Source organism: Kribbella sp. NPDC049227 (genome assembly GCF_043197265.1).
Taxonomy (GTDB): Bacteria; Actinomycetota; Actinomycetes; order Propionibacteriales; family Kribbellaceae; genus Kribbella.
Window position 1 is genome coordinate 272,739 of sequence record NZ_JBICST010000002.1, and the last position, 17,544, is coordinate 290,282.

Here is a 17,544-nt window from a genome sequence, read left to right on the forward strand (position 1 = left end):
GACCGATGGCTGCCGGGCATCGCCACTAGCGGCAATTCCCGGTGCTGGCCAGGAGGGGCTCCGCGCCCCCTGCTAGCTGGTGGCACCGAAAGATGAGCCGGACGGACGTGGGCTGTGACCCAGGACACGGAGTTATCGCTTTGGTGGGTAGCCCAGCGGACGTACCGTAACGGCAATCTCGTCGTCCGGCGGTCGGAGGAGATCCGGTGGAACACCTCTCCCGACAGTGGCACCACGGTTCAGCTCACCATCGTGGCTCCCGGCGTGGTCCGGGGCGTTCGCGCACGGTCCAATGGGTCTGCGACCTTCTCCGTACCGAGCTGCTCAGCGGTGACTGGGCGGAAGCTCCGCTGCCTGCCGAGGACGCATTGCTCCGCAAGTACGGCGTCAGCCGCAGCATCATCCGGGACGTGCTGGCGATCCTCGCCGAGCAGGGACTCGTCGAGCGGGTTCGCGGAGCCGGCACGTTCGCGCTGACTCCGAGCGCGTTGCAGCACGGCATCGAGGTGTCGCGGGATCTCGCGCAGGATGTCAACACTCAAGGGACGCGGGTGGCGATCCGGACGACGTACGCGAGCCTGCATCAGGCGCCCGCGTTCATCGCCGATCGGCTGGAGCTTCCGCTCGGAGCGGACGTGGTGATCCTCGAGTCGGTCACGTCGCTGGACGGATATCCCCTCAGCATCCGGTCAGCGTTCATGCCCGCCGATCCGTTCGCAGTGCTGTTGAGGGGCTCCGTCGCGAGCCTGAACCGATCGCCCTACGAGCTGATCGCCGACGTGCTGCACGAACCGGTCGGTGATACCGAGCTGCAGATCGGCTGCTCGTGCGCGGATCCGATCAGCGCGGAGGCGCTGCAGGTCGACGTCGGGTTCGCACTGCTCGACACCAGCCGGGTGGTGCGAGCGCTGGACGGGCACCCGTTGGAGTACAGCGTGTCGCACGCGCGCTCCGACCGGCTGGTGTTCGGCACCGTCATGCGTGGGCCGGCATCGAGGACGGCGCAGGACGCGTCGTCCTCGATGCCGTTGCCTCAGGCCACAGCCGCAGGGATTGCCGACGTCTGATCGAGCCCTGGCCGGCGCAGGTGCCAGTCCGTGTCCTGCTGGTAGGCGTCTCCGGCGCGGAGTACGAGTGCCTCGTCGAACGGCCGTCCGGCCACCTGCAACCCGAGTGGGAGATCTCGGGCGCCGAAGCCCATCGGCACCGACAGCGCCGGGTTGCCGACCGCATTCCAGTACGACGTGTGCATCGCCCGGAACCGCTCCGTCGCCAGGCTTCCGAGCCCATCGATGGCGAATGCCTCGACACTCGCCGTCGGGGTGACGATCAGGTCGACCTCGGTGAACAGCGACGCCAGTTCCCGCTGACCGACCCGTCGTACCCGCTGGGCCTGGACGTAGTCGGCACCCGTGTACGCCGCCGCGATGCCGACGCCCTGCCGGGTGGCGGCGAAGTAGTCCGGCCACCGGCGGCGCAGATCGGGTGCGTGGTAGGCGAATGCCTCACTGCGCGAGGTGATCCCGGTGGCGGCCGTCAGTTCCCGGTAGTACGGCAGTTCGATCGGCACGATGGTCGCCCCGCGGCCGGCCAGTACGGCGAGAGCGGCGTCGAGCAGCTCGCCGAGCAGTGGATCCTGGTCCACTCGGCGATGCTCCGCCAGCGGATCGACGCCGATCCGCAGGCCCTCGAGGTCACCCGTCAGGGCCTCCTCGTACGTCGGGACCGGCTCGTCGAGTGTGCACGGATCGCTCGCCTCGTACCCGGCGATGGCGGTCAGCATGATCGCGCAGTCACGCGCGGAGCGGGCCATCGGACCGATGTTGTCGAGGCTGTATCCAAGCGGAACGCATCCCGACTTCGGCACGCGTCCGAAGGTGGCCTTGATCCCGGAGATCCCGCAGAACGCCGCAGGGATCCGGATGCTGCCGCCGGTGTCGGTGCCCAGCCCGCCGAGGAAGGCGCCGGCGGCAACGCCGTTCCCGGTGCCGGAGCTGGAGCCTCCGGTCCAGTGCTCGGAGTTCCACGGGTTGCGGGGGACCGGGAACGGCTTCGACGGATCGGGTACGCCGGTCGCGAACTCCATCGTGGTCGTCTTGCCGGTGATGATGCCGCCGGCGGCGCGGAGTCGGCTGACGACCGGTGCGTCGAGCCGGCCGCCCCAGTCGGGATCGTGCACCAGGCTCTGTGCGGTGGTCGGTCCCTCGGCGGTGGTGATGATGTCCTTGATGCCCAGCGGAATGCCGAGCAGCGGACCGGCGGAGTCACCGGCTGCGTAGACCTTGTCTGCCGCGGCGGCGGCTTCCCGCGCCGGCTCGTCGAACCGGGCGAGATAGATGCCCAAGGCATCGTCGAACGCGTCTGCTGCCGCGAGTGCCTCGTCGAGCAGGCCGGTCGCGGTCAGTTCCCCGGAGCGCAGGGCGGCGATGGCGCCGGAGATGGTCCGCGCGGTCATGGCCGGGCGGAGAAGATCAGGCCCGGTTCCTCGTAGCGGGCGGACGTGACGGAGTACACCAGTGCGGCGTTCTCCCGGGCGGTGACGAACGCGGTTGCCATCGGCACCAGTTCGGCCTCGGCGGGCTCGATCCCGGCGAGCGCGAGCACGGTCGCGAGAGGATCTGATTCGTTGCTCATGGCGTCCTTTCAGGCGGCGAGGGAATCGACCGGCGGAACGGCGAGGTGCCAGTCGCTGACCTGTTGCAGCGCGTCGGCGACCTTCAGCACGGTGGCCTCGGCGAACGGCTTGCCGACGATCTGCATCGACAACGGCAGCCCGCTACTGGAGAACCCGGCCGGTACGGCGACCGCCGGCAGCCCGGTCAGGTTCCATTGGCCGGTGTAGCTCGGGGTCAGCAGTCGTTTGCTCGGTGACAACCCGGCGGCAAGCTCGGCCGGTACCGGTGCGGACGGTGTGATGATCACGTCGTAGGCCGTGAACAGCTCTGCGACCAGGCGGGCGAAGAACCGGCGGAACCGTTGTGCCTGGGCGACGTCGCCGGCCGTGTAGAAGGCGCCTCGGGCAAGTGTCGGCCGGGTGTGGACCCCGTAGTCGGTCCAGCGGCTGACCAGATCGTTGCGGTGGTAGGCGTATGCCTCCGCGACCATGATGATGTGGTTCGCGTCCTTGGCCTCGGCCGCGTACGGAAGGTCCAGTTCGGTCGAGGTCGCACCGAGCCCGACCAGCTGCTTCACGGCCGCGAGGACCGCGTCGTGCACCTCCGGATCCAGTTGCTCGTGGTCGAAGAAGTACGGCATCGGCAGGGCGATCCGCAGCCCGTCCACCGATCCGTCCAGCAGTTCCGCGTACGCCGGGACCGGCTGCCGCGCGGAGTTGGGATCAGTCGGGTCGTAGCCCGCCATCACCTCGAGCAGCGCGGCGCAGTCCCAGGCGCTACGAGCCATCGGGCCGATGCTGTCCAGGCTGAAGCCGAGTGGGACCACGCCGCTCTTCGGAACCCGGCCGAACGTCACCTTCAGACCGGTGTGGCCGTTCACAGCGGCTGGGCTGCGCACCGAACCGCCCGTGTCCGTGCCGAGCCCACCGAGAGCGAGGCCGGCCGCGACAGCGATGCCGGTGCCGGAGCTGGACCCGGCCGGTGTGTGGTCGACATTCCACGGATTGTGGGGGACCAGGAAGCGTTTCGTTGCGTCGGGCAACCCGCAGGCGAACTCGCTGGTGGTCGCCTTGCCGACGAAGACGGCCCCTGCGTCGCGGAGCCGGGCCACCACCGGTGCGTCCGTGCCCGCACCCCAGTCCGGCGCCAGCACGTGGCTGTTCGCAGTCGTCGGGGCGCCCTTCATCGCGATGATGTCCTTGATCGCGAGCGGGATGCCCTGCAAGGGTCCGCGATCGTCGCCGGCTGCCAGGGCGGCGTCGGCCGCGGCTGCTTGCTCGAGGGCTGCCTCCGCGGTGATCTCGACGTACGCGCCGAGAGCCGGATTGAGTGCGATGGCGCGGTCCAGGATCTGCTGGGTCAGCGTGGTCGAGGTGAGGCTGCCGTCGCGCAGTGCCGTCGCTGCTTCCTTGATGGTCGTCATCAGGCGTCCTTTCCGGCGGGATAGAAGTCGAGCGGGTCGAAGCGGATGGCCGGCTCGTCGGGGTCGAACTCGGGCTGGTACAGCGCGTCGGCCGCTTGTCGCATCAGTGGGTAGTCCCGGACGAACATCGTCATTTCGCTTTCGGAGACGGTCAGCTGGGCAGCGGCGAGGATCGCGGGAACGACCTCTGCGGGGGTGGGCATTCAAACCTCCTGCGAGTGGGGGAGTGGGAGGGCGGAATCGGCGTACAGGTGGCAGGCGACCGTGCGGTCGTCGGCGATGGTGATCCGCGGTGGTGCGGTCTGTGCGCAAACGTCCATCGCGAACGGGCATCGGGTACGGAATCGGCAGCCGCTCGGTGGGTCGATAGGACTGGGGATCTCGGTGCTGTCGATGCTGTCGACCGGTTCGTCGCGGGTGCTCTGCGCCGGGTCGAGTGTCGGGACGGACGACAGCAGCAGCTGGGTGTAAGGGTGCTTCGGGTTGTCGTAGAGCTCTTGGGCGCTGCCGCTCTCGACCACTTGGCCGAGGTACATGACCGCGACGTCGTCGCTGATGTAGCGCACTACGTTGAGGTCGTGGCTGATGAAGACATACGTGAGTCCGTACTCCTCCTGCAGGTCGCTGAGCAGGTTGAGCACCTGCGCCTGGATCGACTTGTCCAGGGCCGATACCGCCTCGTCCAGGACGACCAGCTTCGGTTGTAGGGCCAGTGCCCGGGCGATGTTGACTCGTTGCCGTTGGCCACCACTGAGCTGGTGCGGGTAGTGCGACGCGTAGGCGGCCGGCAGCCCGACGTCGTGCATCACTTTCGCGACTCGATCGGCGATCACTGCCTTCGGCGTGCCCTGTACCTGCAAGGGGAACCCGATCGACTCGCTGATCGTGGCGCGAGGGTTGAGCGCGGACGACGGGTCCTGGAAGACCATCTGCATGCGCTTGAGTTCGGTCGGCGTACGTCGTTTGCCGGCCAGCACCTGCTTGCCGTCGAAGATCATCTCGCCGTCGTCGGCCAGGTGCAGCCCGACGATCACCCGGGCCAACGTGGACTTCCCGCAGCCGGATTCGCCGACGACACCGAGGGTGGTCCCCGGCCGGACGGTCAGCGAGACATGGTCCACCGCCGACAGTGTCGCCCGGCGGCCGCCGGACCGGACGTGGAACTGTTTCGAGATGTCGATCAGTTCGAGCAACTCCATCGTTGTTCTCCTTCCGTACCGGTTCAGAGCCGGCTGTCCATGGCTTCCCGCAGCGCGTCGCTGGCAAGGTTGAAGGCCACCGAGGTGAGGAAGATGAAGAAGCCGGGCACGATGGCGACCAGCGGGGCGACGCTGACCATGCCGCGCAGGCTGTTCAGCATGTAGCCCCACTCGGGCGCCGGCGGCGCCGAGCCGAGGCCGAGGAAACTCAGGCTGGCCGCGATGATCATCGCCACGCCGACCAGGCCGGAGGAGTAGACGATCACGTCGTTCAGCACGTTCGGCAGCACCTGGGTACGGGCGACCCGCAGCCGGCTCGCGCCGCTCAGCCGCGCCGCCTCGACGAACTCCTGGACGACGACCCGGCGGGTCGCGGACTCGGCGACCCGGGCGACCGGGGGGATGAACACGATGGTGACCGCGATGATCGTGTTGGTCAGGCCCGGACCGAGCGAGGCGCCGACCGCGATCGCCAGCAGGATCGCCGGGAACGCGTACAGCATGTCCATCGCCCGCATCAGCACGGTCCCGACGGCACCGCGCACGATCCCGGAGGTGACGCCGATCGCCGTACCGATGAGGGCCGCACCGAGGGTGGGTACGAATCCGGCCAGCAATGAGAGCCGGCCGCCGTACAGGACGCGGGCGAGCATGTCGCGACCCTGCTCATCCGTGCCGAGGAGGTGTCCCGGTGCGCCGACATTCTGCAGACGGTCGAGAGGTCTGCCGAGCAGTGGATCGGCGCTGGTGAGCCACGGCGCGAAGATCGCGCCGAGAACCAGCAACAGGACGACGATCGCGGCGACCACTCCGACCCTGTTGGTCAGGAATCGCTTGACGGTCGCGTGCCAGAAGGACGTCGGGCGCTCGCTCGTACGTGCCGCGTTCCACTCGTCCCGGCGACGCGCCGCGTCCGCGCGGTCGGCGGTCGTCGTAGCGGCACCGAAACTCTTGTCCAGCAGAGTTGGAACCACAACCTCGTTCATGCGACCGCTCCTCTCACCCGTGGGTCGATCCAGGCCTGCAGGAGGTCGACGACCAGGTTGACCAGCACGAAGGTGACCGCGATGACCAAAGTCGCGCCCTGGACCACGAGCAGGTCGCGGGCAGAGATCGCGGTGAAGACCAGCAGCCCCATTCCCGGCCAGCGAAAGATCGTCTCCACCAGCACAGACCCTCCCAGCAGCGCGCCGATCTGGACGCCGGACGTCGTCAGTACCGGCGAGATCGCGTTCCGCAGGATGTGCCGTCGAACCTCCCGCTCGCTCAGTCCTTTGGCCCGCAGGGTTTCGACGAAGTCGGCGCCGGCCACGTCGACGATGCTGGCCCTGGTGACCCGCGCGGTAATCGCCATGGTGATCAGCGATCCGGACAGCACCGGGAGTACAAGGCTCCGCAGCGCCATCAGTAGCCCCGAGTCGAGGTTGGCGCCACCCGATGGCAGCAGTCGCAATCCACCGGCGAAGACCGCCAGCAGGATGATCGCCAGGAAGAACGACGGGATGCTCAGGCCGGACAGGCTGACGACGCCGGTGATCCGGTCGATCAGCCTGCCTCGGCGGGTGCCTGCGACGTACCCGAGCCAGAGGCCGAGACTGATGCCGAAGACGGCCGATACGACAGCCAGGACGGCGGTGTTTCCCCAGGCCTGCAGGAGTAGATCGGTGACGTCTCGCCGACGCTGGGCGGAATACCCGAGGTCGCCGTGGAGTGCGTCACCCAGCCAGTGCAGGTACCGCAGCGGGAGCGGGTCGTTCAGCCCGAGCTCGTCGCGGATCGCCTGCCGCTCGGCGGCGGACATGTCGTCGCTGACCAAGGAGGCCTCGGCCGACCCGGGCAGGACGTTCATCAGCAGGAACACGATGACGGAGACGCCGAACAGGATCGGCACCGCCATTCCGATGCGGAGCACCGCGACACGCAGCATGGTCATCCCTCCTCGACCGAGATCTGGGTGAAGTCCACCCACCACGACTGCGGTTGGGCGTAGCCGTGGACCTTCGAACTGAGCACCCGCAGGTTGAGGTCGTGCATCCAGAACAGGAAGTACGCGTTCTTCAGCGCGACATCCATCATTTGCTGGAGGTAGCGGTACTGCGACGCGACATCGGGCTGCTCACTCGCCGCGGTGAGAGCGGCGTCGATCTTCGGATCGCACAGCCCGGCAGCGTTCGGCAGCCCGCCGGGCCGGTTGCAGAAGAACGTGGCGCTGTAGCCGGTCGGCATCATTCCGGCCGCGGGGGAGGCCCAGAGGATGTCGATGTCGCTCCACTGCTTGGCGCTCAGGCCGTCGAGACCGATGGAGATGATCGTGTTCCACTCCAGCGGCCGCAGGTTCGTGCGGACTCCGATCGCGGCGAAGTCGGCCTGCAGCTTCTGCATCATCGTGTCCGGGTACATGTTCCCCGAGCCACCGGTCGGATAGGCCATCGTGATCGTCAGCTGACCCGGCTGGTACCCGGCGTCCGCAAGCAGCTTCTTCGCCTTCTCGACGTCGTAGCCGAATCCTGTCGTGTTCTTCGTGTACGACGGGTTGCCGTCGTACACGTACTCACTCGCGGGATAGCCGACGTCGTTCAGGAGCGCGGCCGTGCCCTGGCGGTCGAGCGCGTAGTTCAATGCCTCACGCAACTTCAGGTTGTCCTTGAACGGCGCGCGGAACATGTTGAACCGCGGCATGATCCCGTGCGGGTACTTGCCCATCTCGATCTGGTAGCCCTCGTCGCGCAGTTGCTGGACGGAGTCGGGCGACGGGACCTCCGCCCAGTCGACCTCACCGGACTGCAGCATCGACAGTCGCGACGCCGCCTCCGGTTGCGGGTAAAGCACGATCCGGCCGAGCTTGACCGGACCACGCCAGTAGTCGTCGTTGCGAGTGAGCTCCATCTCCTCGCCGTCGACGTACTTCGTCATCCGGAACGGTCCGGTGCCGGTGGCATGTTTGTTGTAGTCGTTGTTGCCGTACTTCTTCACCACCGCGGGGCTCGGGAAGAAGATGCCGGCCAGGTCCCACAGCAGCCACGCGTAGGGCTTGGTCGTGATGATCTGTACGGTCCGCGTGTTCACCTTGCGCCAGGACTTGAAGTACCGGAACGCCGCGGCCGCGCTCGCCGCGGACTTGGTGTCGTAGTACTGGAAGGCCTTGGTGCGCAGGCGATCGAACTGGAAGATCACCGCATCCGCGTCGAACGTCGTACCGTCGTGGAACCGCACGCCCTGCCGGAGCGTGAACGTCCACGTGCGCAGGTCCTTCGACCTGGTCCAGGACTCGGCGAGGGACGGTTGCGGTGTCGGCAAGGTGGCCGACTGGTTCAGGTTCAGCCGGGTCAGTCCGTCGTAGATGTTGTTGCCGACGAACCGGTATCCCTCGTAGCCCTCGTTCGGTGGGGTCGACGGGAACGGGATGTTGCCGGCGGACATCGCGATCCGGAGCTCGCCGCCGGCCGGCGGTGGGCCGCTCGCGGAGGCAGACGCGCAGCCGGCGAGTACGACCAGAAGCAGCGCGACCAGGGCATGGGTGAAGCGTGGGCGGAGCTGCATCTCAGGACGCCAGTGCGGTTTCACCGCGGACGAGTTGGCAACTGCTCCAGTGCCCGGCGTCCACCACTCTTGGGGCCGGCCGGCCATCCCAGCAAGCGCCGATCGCATAGCCGCACCGCGGCGCGAACGCGCAGCCAGGCGGCAGCTGGTCGAGACTAGGCGGCGCTCCCGGGATCGCGTGTGGCCGGCGATCCTGCCCGGCGCGCACGTTCGCCTCGATCAGGCCTTCGGTGTACGGATGGGACGGTGCCGTGAGCACCTGGACGGCCGACCCGTACTCGACGAACCGGCCGGCGTACATCACCGCCACCTCGTCGGCGAGTTCGGCCGCGACCCCGAGGTCGTGCGTGACGACGACCAGTCCCATGTCGATCTCGCGCTGGATCTGCCGGAACAGCCGCATCATCCGAGCCTGCACAGTCACGTCGAGCGCGGTCGTCGGCTCGTCGGCGAGGAGTACGGTGGGCCGGCCGGCGATCGCCATCGCGATCACCACTCGTTGCCTCATTCCACCACTCAACTCGGACGGGTAGGCGGTCAGCCTGGCGGCGGCGGACGGGATCTGGACCAGTTCGAGCAACTCGAGGGCCCGCTTGCGTGCCTGGGACCGGTCGATTCCCTCGTGATGCTTGCGGATCGCTTCGGTCAGTTGTTTCTCGACCGTGTACACCGGGTCCAGCGCGGTCAGCGGATCCTGGAAAACCATCGACACGTCGCTGCCGCGGGCCTTGCGGCGGTCCCGCGGTGACATGGTCAGGAGGTCGCGACCGCCGACCGAGATCTCCCCGGTGATCAGCGTGGTCGGTGGGTTGATGCCGATGATCGAGCGCAGCATCGCGCTCTTGCCACTGCCGGACTCGCCGATCACGGCCAGCACGCCGCCGCGCGGCACGGTGAGCGAAACGCCGTCGACCGCGCGGACCGTGCCGCGCCGGCTGCGGAACTCGGTGACCAGGCCGTGGACGTGCAACGCGGGCGCGATCGCGGGCGTGGTTTTCCCGACCTGTCGGGTATCGGTCAGCGTCGACATTGTCATGTTCCTTCCAGGGGATTTCTGAACAATCTCCAGTGGAATTCATCCGGAGTGCGGACGGGGCTCGAAGCCCTGTCATAGAAGGACTTTCAGCATTCAAGCTATGGCGCGGATGTTTCAGCGATCGACCATCTCGGTATCTCGCCGGTAAACGATCTCGTTGCGCGTCGGCCGGGAATTCCCGGCGAGTTTCGGATGCTTCCGGACGAACGTGATCGCGATCGCTCCGCCTCCTGCGGCGAACAGGCCCAGCGTTCCGGCGAGCGCGATGGCTCGCATCGGGCCGACCCGCTCGGCGAGCATGCCGAGCAACGGAGCGCCGAGCGCACCGCCGCCGAGGAAGGAGGTCAGATAGACCGCCACCACGCGTCCGCGCAGGGCCGGCTCGGCAGTCAGCTGGACGGAGGTGTTCGCGAGGACGGCGAACGACATGAACAGCCCGCCGCAGCAGATCAGCGCGATGCCGAAGGCAATCAGTATCGGCATGAAGGACGCGATCACCAGACAACCCCCGAGCGCCGCGGCGGCCCCGATGACCCACCGGAACCTCGGCATCCCGCTGGTGGAGGCGGCCACCAGCGCGCCGGTCAGACCGCCGACCGCCAGACACGACGTGACGAGGCCGAAGCCCAGCGCGCCGACGCCGAACACCTCGGTCGCAACCAGCGGCAGCACGACCTGGAGGCTGTTCGCCCCGGCAATCCCGATCACTCCCGCCAGCACAATCAGTGTTGCCAGCAACGGATCGCCGGCCACCTGCCGCAAGCCGGCGATCAGTTGCCCCCGGCCCATGGGCGAGCGCGGAACCCGGCGTACTTCGGAGCGATCGATCCTGAACAGGGCGATCAGGATGCCGGCCGAGCTGGCTGCGTGCAGTGCGAAGATCAACGGCGTACCGGCAACGCCGATCAGCAACCCCGCCAACGCCGGACCGATCAGCCGGGCGGCGTTGAAGGAGGCGGAGTTCAGCCCGATCGCATTGACGACCCGATCAGGTCCGACCAGTTCTGACACCACCGCCTGCCGGGCCGGGACGTCGAACGCTGTGACGATGCCCATCGCACCTGCCAGCACCCAGACCTGAACCAGGGTGAGAATCCCGAGTCCATCGAGGACGGCCATCACGACGCTGCCCAGCCCGACCAGGCCCTGGGTCACGACCAGCACCCGGACCTTGTCCACCCGGTCGACGAGCGCACCGGTCGCCAGGCCGAGGATCACGGTCGGGAAGAACTGCAGGAAGGTCGCGAGCCCGAGGGCGAGGCCGTCGCCGTTGCTGAGCACGACGACGGCCCACGCCTGCGCAGTCCGCTGCATCCAGACGCCGATGTTGCTGATCGTGCCGCCCCAGAAGAAGTTCCGGTAGTTGCGGATCTGCAGCGAGCGGAACATCCTCGGGCTCGTCATGCGGGGTCGACTGCGAGCCACTCCGCGAACGGGACGGTCTGGCTGAAGGCATGCGCGGTACGGAGTAGCAGCGCATCGTCGAACATGCGCCCGACCAGTTGGATGCTGACCGGCAGGCCGTCACGTTTCTCACACGGCACCGCCAAGGCCGGGTGCCCGGTGAAGTTGAACGGCCGGGTGTTCGCCACCGCGCTCTGCGAGACCGGGCTCTGCAAGGCGAAGTCCAAGGCAGTCGTGCGGTCGTCCAACGGCTCGAACCGAGGCGCCTGGGTGATCGTCGTCGGCATGACCAGTACGTCGACCTCGGACAGAGCCCGGTCGTACGCCGCGATGAACGCGGGACGGACGTTCTGTGCCTTCGCGTACAACCGGCCGGCCCAGTAGCGGCGGCTGAACTCTCCGGCCATCAGCGTGAGCAGACCGCGTGGATCCAGCAGTTCCTGGTCGTGCTGCCAGGCCCGGGTGATCGCGGCGATCGTGTCCTCGGGGTAGTAGGTCCGAGTGAACGCGCCGTAGAACCCGGCGCCGCGGACCGCGAGCGAGGCCTCGGCCGACAACGCCATCTGCGCCGCGCCAATGGTGAGGTGCTCCGGAACCGAGACCTCGGTGACGACTGCTCCGAGTTTCTCGAGCACCTCGATCGCCTGCTGGACCGAGTCGGTGACAGCCTCGGTGGCGCCGAGGAAGCCTTCACGCAGGACGCCGATCCTCAGTCCCTCGATGTCACCGGTCAGCCGGCTCGTCGCGTCGTACCGATCGGGCACCTCACGGGTCTGCCGCGGGTCGAGTCCGTCGTACCCGGCGACCGCCTCCAGGGCGAGGGCGGCGTCGCGGACCGACATCGTCATCGGGCCGGTGTAGTCGATGCTCTGATCCGAGCCGAAGCCGATGCCGAAGTGGGAGATCAGGCCGAACGTAGGTTTGTGGCCGACGGTCCCGGACCAGGCAGCCGGGATCCGGATCGAGCCGCCCTGGTCACCGCCGAAGGAAATGTCCACCTGGCCGGCGACGAGTGCGGCCGCGGATCCGGACGACGACCCGCCAGTGAGATGCAGCGGGTTGTGCGGGTTCAACGGTCGCCCGTAGTCACCGACACCACCGCCGAAGCCGTAGCCGCCGGCGAGGCCGTTCATCACGTTCTTTCCAACCACCGTTGCGCCGGCTTCCAGCGCGCGCTGCACGACGGTCGCGTCGAAATCGGGCACGTGGCCTGTGAGCGCGTGGGCGCCGAAGGCCATCGGCATACCCGCCACCGCGGTGTGATCCTTGTAGCTGACCGTCTTGCCGGCGAGGATTCCCTCGCCGCTGCCGGCGATCGAACACTTCCAGGTCCACGCGTTGTGCGGATCCTCGTCCGCGCCAGGACGGCAACCCGGTTCGCGGGCGCCAGGGAACCGCGGCGGCCGGACGTCGACGGTGCGGGCCTGGACGAAGTCGTCGAACTCGGCGAGCATCCGGGTCAGATGGCGGCGGTAGACCTCCGCTTCCTCCGGGGTGAGACGGGTGCCGAGCCGTTCGGCAGTTGCCTGGAGCTCAGGCAGATCGGGAACTCGATGCATGGCGGCCTCCTCGATCGTCGGATGATCGACGATCGCCAGCCCCGGTTACGTCGCGAGCCCAGTTGCGTTCGCACCGTGTTAAGCGGGTTCGCCTGGCGGCCGACCCACCGCTGACCTGCGAGGATGCCCCGACAGCCGTCCAGCAACGCGGCCCCACCGCCGAGCCAGCGCCTGTGTTGCCGCGGGCACGAACGCTCGCTGCGCTGCACCGGACGCGGCTGGCGAGTGTCCGCATAATGAAACCTTTGTCTACTGGGTTACTAATCTTTCAGACTCGTCCCATACTGGGATGACTGAGTCGATCCAGGAGTGAACGGAGGAGACGGAGATGACGCGCGAACTGCCGTACTACCGCCTCCACATCGACCTCCTGCGGGTGTCCAGCGCGCTGTGTCTGCGCTGATCTGACCTCTCGCGTCCCCGCCGACGTCCGTTCGCGGACGTCTGCTGCGCTGTGCCCGCGAAGCCCGCCCACCGCCAGGGAGAACCAGTGTCGACCACATCAGTCACGCCTGCCACGCAGGCCGCCGAACCGCCGGAGACCACTGTTCCGGATGCCGATCTGCCCGTCGTAGGGCGACGGCATCCGTGGAGGTGGTTCGGTGTCGGCGTCGTCCTCGTCCTGCTGGCGATGTTCGTGCACGGACTCGTCACCAACCCTGGCTGGGACTGGCCGACGTTCTTCCAGTTCTTCACCACCAGGACGATCTTCTCGGCGCTCTGGGTGACGGTGCAGCTGACTGTCTACGGGACCGTGCTGGGATTCGCTCTCGGTGCGGTGATCGCGACCATGCGGTTGTCAGGCAGCCCGTTCCTGCAAGTGGTTGCCTGGGGCTACATCTGGGCGTTTCGCTCGATCCCGTTGATCGTGCAGCTGCTGTTCTGGTTCAACATCGCCTACCTGTACCAGGAATTGAGCCTGGGCATCCCGTTCGGGCCGGAGTTCGTCCGTTTCAGTACGAACAACCTGTTCGGCCCGCTCGGTGCGGCGGTGCTCGGGCTGGCCCTGCACCAGGCCGCGTATGCCGCCGAGATCATCCGCGGCGGCATCATCTCGGTCGATGCCGGGCAGGTGGAGGCGGCTGCCGCACTCGGCATCCCGAGGTCGCGTCAGTTCTTCCGGATCGTTCTGCCACAGGCGATGCGCTCGATCCTGCCGAACGGCGCGAACGAGGTGATCAGCCTGTTCAAGGGCACCTCGATCGTCTCGGTGATGGCGATCCCGGAGCTCTTCTACCAGGTCCAGGTGATCTACGGCCGCAACAGCCGCGTCGTACCCCTGCTGATGGTCGCGACCGTCTGGTACATCGTGCTGACCACGCTGCTGTCCATCGTCCAGTTCTACGTCGAACGTCACTTCGCCCGCGGTACGGCGCGAGAGCTTCCACCCACGCCCGTGCAACGGGTACGGCGTACCTGGCGCGAGCTGAAGGCGAGGGCGGCCCGATGACGGCGATGGTGGACATCAAGGGTGTGCACAAGAGCTTCGGAGAGCTCGAAGTCCTGAAGGGCGTGGACCTGGAGGTGCGAACCGGCACGGTCACCGTGATCCTCGGCCCGTCGGGTTCCGGGAAGTCGACGTTGCTGCGGTCGATCAACCATCTGGAGAAGGTCGATCGCGGCCTGATCCGGATCGACGGTGAGCTGATCGGCTACAAGCGGCGCGGTGACAAGCTGCATGAGCTGCGCGAGCGGGAGATCCTGCATCAGCGGTCACAGGTCGGGTTCGTCTTCCAGAACTTCAACCTGTTCGGCCACCTCACCGCGCTGCAGAATGTCGTCGAGGCTCCGGTGTCGGCGCAGCGTCGCAAGCGCGGCGAGGTCGAGCCACTGGCTCGCGAACTGCTGGAGCGGGTCGGCGTCGGCGACAAGGCGGACGTGTATCCGCGTCAGCTGTCCGGCGGTCAGCAGCAGCGGGTAGCGATCGCTCGCGCACTGGCGCTGCGGCCGAAAGTCCTGCTGTTCGACGAACCGACCAGCGCGCTCGATCCGGAGTTGGTCGGCGAGGTCCTCGACGTGATCAAGGAACTCGCTCGGGACGGCGCCACGATGGTCGTCGTCACCCACGAGATCGGCTTCGCCCGGGAGGTCGCCGACACGGTGGTCTTCATCGACGGCGGCCGGATCGTCGAGTCGGGTCCACCGCACGAGGTGCTCGACAACCCCAGTCATGAGCGCACCCGTGCCTTCATCTCCAAAGTCCTCTGAGGTCACCATGAGACGTGTCCTGATCCCCGTCGCAACTGTCGCCGCACTGCTCGTAGCCGGCTGCGGCTTCCAACCCGATGCGGTCAACGCCTTCGCTGACACCGGGGTGAACACCTCGGCCGAGCAGAACCGTGTCAGCACCACGAAGAACGAGGCGGTCGAGAAATCGGAGATCAATCCGCCCGGACTCCCGCTGACGAGCTGAGGAACATCATCATGAGAAATCCCTGGACGATCCCGGTAGCCGTCGCACTCCTCACGCTGGCAGCGTGCGCCGACCCGCAGACCAGTGCGGCGCCGAAGGGCAACGACGCGTCGGTCGTCGCGTTCGACACGTCGGCGAACCAGAAGCACATCACCTCGGCCAAGGTGGACAGCATCGCGGCCGAGTTGCCCGCCGCGGTGCGCGACAGTGGGAAGCTTGTCGTCGGCAACGGGTCGGCCGGCGGGGGACTGCCACCGCTCGGCTTCACCGCGGACGACAACAAGACCCCGATCGGCGTCGAGATCGACATCGCGCACCTCGCCGCGAGTGTGCTCGGCCTGACGCCGGAGATGCAGACCACCAGCTGGGAGAACCTGTTCCTCGGACTGGACTCCGGCAGGTACCAGGTCGGCATCTCCAACATCGGCGTGTCCGAACTGCGCAAGGAGAAGTACGACTTCGCCACCTACCGCCTCGGCCTGCACGCGTTCGAAGCGAAGAAGGGCTCCGGGCTGAAGATCACCGGCCCGGCCGACATCTCCGGCAAGAAGGTCGCGGTCAGTTCCGGCACCCTCCAAGAGGCGATCCTGCTCGACTGGAACAAGCAGAACGTCGCCGCCGGTCGACCACCCGCCGAACCGAAGTATTACCAGCAGGCGTCGGACACCTATCTTGCCCTGGAGTCCGGCCGGATCGACCTCTATCTCGGCCCGAACCCGAACGCCACCTATCACGTCGCGACCGCCGGCAAGACCGAGATCGTCGGCACGGTGTCGTCCAGCTATCCGGTCCAGGGGCTCGTCGGTATCACGACGAAGAAGGACAACGGCCTGGTCAAGCCGCTCGCCGACGCCCTCAACGCGGCGATCGCGGACGGAAGCTACGCGAAGGTCCTGGCCAAGTGGGGCCTGCAGTCCGAGGCCGTGCCGAAGTCGCTGGTCAACCCGCCCGGCCTTCCCAAGGACAAGCAGAAATAGGAGGCGACACATGGCAAGGATCGCAACCATCTCGAGCAGTCCGTCCATCCCGTCCCGCACCGACGCGGTCCTGGAGTACGTGACGAGGCGACTACTCAGCCACGGTCACGAGGTCGCTCCGATCATCCTGCGCGATCTCCCGGCTGAGGCGTTGCTCCGGGGCACTGCCGACGACCCCCGGATCGCCGCTGCTGTAGACACCCTCGAGTCCGCCGACGCCGTCGTCGTCACGACTCCGGTCTACAAGGCGGCGTACTCGGGACTTCTCAAGGTGTTCCTCGATCTGCTGCCGCAGTACGCCCTGAGGGGGAAGCCGGTGTTGCCGTTGGCAACGGGTGGGACACCGGCACATGTGCTGGTGATCGACTACGCGCTGCGGCCGGTGCTCACCAGCCTCGGCGCGGGTGCGATCGGGCAGGGCTGGTTCGTGCTGTCGTCGCACATTCGTTTGTACGACGGGGGTGGCCTGTTGCTGGACCCGATCGCCTCGGTGCCGCTGTATGAGGTGACCGAGGCGTTCCTGTCCACCGTCGAAGGCGAGCAGCCGGTGGAGAGTGTGCCGGTGCAGGCAGCGGCGGTCGAAGTACTGCGGGCGCGGCCGGAGGACCCGGAAGCCGCTCCGCTGCTGGCCGATCTCGTCGTCGAGTACAGCACCCGATATGGGCGGACGAATGAGAACACGCAGCTGACCGAGGTTCCGCCGACGGACTTCCACGCCGAGCGTGGAGGCGCGTTCGTGTTGCTTCGGCACGGAGGTCAGACCGTGGCGGGCGGTGCCATTCGCCGGTACGACGGCGACACCGCTGAGGTGAAGCGGATGTGGACCTCCCACATGCATCGGCGCCAGGGACTCGGCCGGAGGGTAATGGCCGAGTTGGAAGCGGCTGCGCTCGATCTCGGCTATCGCAAGCTCTACCTGACCACCGGACCGCGGCAACCGGAGGCGGCTGCGTTGTACCTGGCGGCCGGGTTCGCGCCGCAGTTCGACGTCGAGGCGGACCCGGAGGCCATCGGGCCGTTGCCGTTCACCAAGGAACTGCCGGTGGCGCTGAGGGTGGCGTCGTGAGCCGGCGGCTGATCACGGCGATCGAGATCGACGGCGCTGGTGGACATCCGGGGGCTTGGCGCGGGCCGGAGGTTGATCCGGCGGCGATTCTGACGGGTGAGCTGGCAGTGCGTGCTGTGCAGCGGGCGGAGGCGGCGGGGATCGACCTTGCGACGTTCACGGACGCGCTGGAGGCACCGGCCGACGTACCTGATCGCGTGAGCGTCCGGTTGGATGCGCTCGGTCTGGCGGCTCGGATCGCGCCGTTGACTGATCGGATCGGGCTGCTACCGACCATCACGGTCACGCACACCGAGCCGTTCCACGTGCAGG

The 17,544-nt window shown here is 67.5% G+C and carries 18 protein-coding genes and 1 pseudogene; 8 read left to right on the forward strand and 11 right to left on the reverse strand.

What is annotated here, in order from left to right; genetic code table 11:
- The first annotated feature begins 206 nt into the window (after nucleotides 1-206).
- Nucleotides 207-1,067 carry a GntR family transcriptional regulator gene (locus ACGFH6_RS08045; protein ID WP_393381559.1) on the forward strand — a complete coding sequence of 287 codons (861 nt, stop codon included), beginning with the start codon at nucleotides 207-209 and terminating at the stop codon, nucleotides 1,065-1,067.
- Here the strand turns inward: ACGFH6_RS08045 and ACGFH6_RS08050 are convergent.
- The 11 genes from ACGFH6_RS08050 to ACGFH6_RS08100 form a co-directional block, all read right to left on the reverse strand.
- Nucleotides 1,034-2,455 carry an amidase gene (locus ACGFH6_RS08050; RefSeq protein ID WP_393381561.1) on the reverse strand — a complete coding sequence of 474 codons (1,422 nt, stop codon included), beginning with the start codon at nucleotides 2,453-2,455 and terminating at the stop codon, nucleotides 1,034-1,036. The two genes, ACGFH6_RS08045 and ACGFH6_RS08050, sit on opposite strands and share 34 nt — an antisense overlap.
- Entirely contained in the window at nucleotides 2,452-2,634 is a 183-nt protein-coding gene (locus ACGFH6_RS08055) for a hypothetical protein (RefSeq protein ID WP_393381563.1), read from the reverse strand. The genes ACGFH6_RS08050 and ACGFH6_RS08055 overlap by 4 nt, the downstream gene beginning before the upstream one ends.
- 9 nt (nucleotides 2,635-2,643) lie before the next feature.
- On the reverse strand, nucleotides 2,644-4,038 hold the full coding sequence (locus ACGFH6_RS08060; RefSeq protein WP_393381565.1) for an amidase: 1,395 nt from the start codon (nucleotides 4,036-4,038) through the stop codon (nucleotides 2,644-2,646).
- Nucleotides 4,038-4,241: a hypothetical protein gene (locus ACGFH6_RS08065; protein ID WP_393381566.1), complete on the reverse strand. Its 204-nt coding sequence runs from the start codon at nucleotides 4,239-4,241 to the stop codon at nucleotides 4,038-4,040. Before ACGFH6_RS08065 ends, ACGFH6_RS08060 begins: the two co-directional genes overlap by 1 nt.
- A complete protein-coding gene (locus tag ACGFH6_RS08070; RefSeq protein WP_393381568.1) occupies nucleotides 4,242-5,237 on the reverse strand; it encodes an ABC transporter ATP-binding protein in 996 nt (331 codons plus the stop codon). It abuts the gene before it with no gap.
- Nucleotides 5,238-5,260: 23 nt separating this feature from the next.
- Entirely contained in the window at nucleotides 5,261-6,223 is a 963-nt protein-coding gene (locus ACGFH6_RS08075) for an ABC transporter permease (protein WP_393381570.1), read from the reverse strand.
- Entirely contained in the window at nucleotides 6,220-7,170 is a 951-nt protein-coding gene (locus tag ACGFH6_RS08080) for an ABC transporter permease (protein ID WP_393381572.1), read from the reverse strand. Before ACGFH6_RS08080 ends, ACGFH6_RS08075 begins: the two co-directional genes overlap by 4 nt.
- The gene (locus ACGFH6_RS08085; RefSeq protein WP_393381574.1) at nucleotides 7,167-8,777 is read right to left on the reverse strand and encodes an ABC transporter substrate-binding protein; all 1,611 of its coding nucleotides are present in this window, start codon (nucleotides 8,775-8,777) and stop codon (nucleotides 7,167-7,169) included. The genes ACGFH6_RS08080 and ACGFH6_RS08085 overlap by 4 nt, the downstream gene beginning before the upstream one ends.
- Nucleotide 8,778: 1 nt before the next feature.
- Complete coding sequence (locus ACGFH6_RS08090; RefSeq protein ID WP_393381576.1) at nucleotides 8,779-9,807, reverse strand: ABC transporter ATP-binding protein; 1,029 nt, start codon at nucleotides 9,805-9,807, stop codon at nucleotides 8,779-8,781.
- A 120-nt stretch (nucleotides 9,808-9,927) separates the two neighbouring features.
- Nucleotides 9,928-11,217 carry an MFS transporter gene (locus ACGFH6_RS08095; protein ID WP_393381578.1) on the reverse strand — a complete coding sequence of 430 codons (1,290 nt, stop codon included), beginning with the start codon at nucleotides 11,215-11,217 and terminating at the stop codon, nucleotides 9,928-9,930.
- A complete protein-coding gene (locus ACGFH6_RS08100) occupies nucleotides 11,214-12,776 on the reverse strand; it encodes an amidase family protein (protein ID WP_393381580.1) in 1,563 nt (520 codons plus the stop codon). Before ACGFH6_RS08100 ends, ACGFH6_RS08095 begins: the two co-directional genes overlap by 4 nt.
- Nucleotides 12,777-13,104: 328 nt before the next feature.
- Here ACGFH6_RS08100 and ACGFH6_RS08105 point away from each other — a divergent pair, with 328 nt between their 5' ends.
- From ACGFH6_RS08105 to ACGFH6_RS08135, 7 genes and pseudogenes are all read left to right on the forward strand, one after another.
- Complete coding sequence (locus ACGFH6_RS08105) at nucleotides 13,105-13,179, forward strand: putative leader peptide (RefSeq protein WP_370452436.1); 75 nt, start codon at nucleotides 13,105-13,107, stop codon at nucleotides 13,177-13,179.
- An 87-nt stretch (nucleotides 13,180-13,266) separates the two neighbouring features.
- Nucleotides 13,267-14,226 (forward strand): amino acid ABC transporter permease, encoded by a 960-nt coding sequence (locus ACGFH6_RS08110; RefSeq protein ID WP_393381581.1) that lies wholly within the window; start codon nucleotides 13,267-13,269, stop codon nucleotides 14,224-14,226.
- Entirely contained in the window at nucleotides 14,223-14,984 is a 762-nt protein-coding gene (locus ACGFH6_RS08115; RefSeq protein ID WP_393381582.1) for an amino acid ABC transporter ATP-binding protein, read from the forward strand. Before ACGFH6_RS08110 ends, ACGFH6_RS08115 begins: the two co-directional genes overlap by 4 nt.
- Nucleotides 14,985-14,991: 7 nt before the next feature.
- Nucleotides 14,992-15,189, forward strand: a complete 198-nt coding sequence (locus ACGFH6_RS08120; RefSeq protein WP_393381584.1) for a hypothetical protein — start codon at nucleotides 14,992-14,994, stop codon at nucleotides 15,187-15,189.
- 11 nt (nucleotides 15,190-15,200) lie between these two features.
- Nucleotides 15,201-16,166, forward strand: coding sequence for an ABC transporter substrate-binding protein (locus ACGFH6_RS08125; RefSeq protein WP_393381586.1), 966 nt, complete (start codon nucleotides 15,201-15,203; stop codon nucleotides 16,164-16,166).
- 10 nt (nucleotides 16,167-16,176) lie between these two features.
- Nucleotides 16,177-17,232, forward strand: coding sequence for an NADPH-dependent FMN reductase (ssuE, locus tag ACGFH6_RS08130; RefSeq protein WP_393381587.1), 1,056 nt, complete (start codon nucleotides 16,177-16,179; stop codon nucleotides 17,230-17,232).
- A 116-nt stretch (nucleotides 17,233-17,348) separates the two neighbouring features.
- A pseudogene (locus ACGFH6_RS08135) lies at nucleotides 17,349-17,540 on the forward strand (FMNH2-dependent monooxygenase); the annotation flags it as partial.
- Nucleotides 17,541-17,544 lie beyond the last annotated feature (4 nt).

Bases quoted from the DNA above. Each gene is read 5' to 3' on its own strand.
- ACGFH6_RS08095 (WP_393381578.1), bottom strand. From the start codon at position 11,217: ATGACGAGCCCGAGGATGTTCCGCTCGCTGCAGATCCGCAACTACCGG.
- ACGFH6_RS08100 (WP_393381580.1), bottom strand. From the start codon at position 12,776: ATGCATCGAGTTCCCGATCTGCCTGAGCTCCAGGCAACTGCCGAACGG.
- ACGFH6_RS08125 (WP_393381586.1), top strand. From the start codon at position 15,201: ATGAGAAATCCCTGGACGATCCCGGTAGCCGTCGCACTCCTCACGCTG.
- ACGFH6_RS08060 (WP_393381565.1), bottom strand. From the start codon at position 4,038: ATGACGACCATCAAGGAAGCAGCGACGGCACTGCGCGACGGCAGCCTC.
- ACGFH6_RS08115 (WP_393381582.1), top strand. From the start codon at position 14,223: ATGACGGCGATGGTGGACATCAAGGGTGTGCACAAGAGCTTCGGAGAG.
- ACGFH6_RS08075 (WP_393381570.1), bottom strand. From the start codon at position 6,223: ATGAACGAGGTTGTGGTTCCAACTCTGCTGGACAAGAGTTTCGGTGCC.
- ACGFH6_RS08070 (WP_393381568.1), bottom strand. From the start codon at position 5,237: ATGGAGTTGCTCGAACTGATCGACATCTCGAAACAGTTCCACGTCCGG.
- ACGFH6_RS08085 (WP_393381574.1), bottom strand. From the start codon at position 8,777: ATGCAGCTCCGCCCACGCTTCACCCATGCCCTGGTCGCGCTGCTTCTG.
- ssuE (WP_393381587.1), top strand. From the start codon at position 16,177: ATGGCAAGGATCGCAACCATCTCGAGCAGTCCGTCCATCCCGTCCCGC.
- ACGFH6_RS08050 (WP_393381561.1), bottom strand. From the start codon at position 2,455: ATGACCGCGCGGACCATCTCCGGCGCCATCGCCGCCCTGCGCTCCGGG.
- ACGFH6_RS08055 (WP_393381563.1), bottom strand. From the start codon at position 2,634: ATGAGCAACGAATCAGATCCTCTCGCGACCGTGCTCGCGCTCGCCGGG.
- ACGFH6_RS08120 (WP_393381584.1), top strand. From the start codon at position 14,992: ATGAGACGTGTCCTGATCCCCGTCGCAACTGTCGCCGCACTGCTCGTA.
- ACGFH6_RS08090 (WP_393381576.1), bottom strand. From the start codon at position 9,807: ATGTCGACGCTGACCGATACCCGACAGGTCGGGAAAACCACGCCCGCG.
- ACGFH6_RS08080 (WP_393381572.1), bottom strand. From the start codon at position 7,170: ATGACCATGCTGCGTGTCGCGGTGCTCCGCATCGGAATGGCGGTGCCG.
- ACGFH6_RS08065 (WP_393381566.1), bottom strand. From the start codon at position 4,241: ATGCCCACCCCCGCAGAGGTCGTTCCCGCGATCCTCGCCGCTGCCCAG.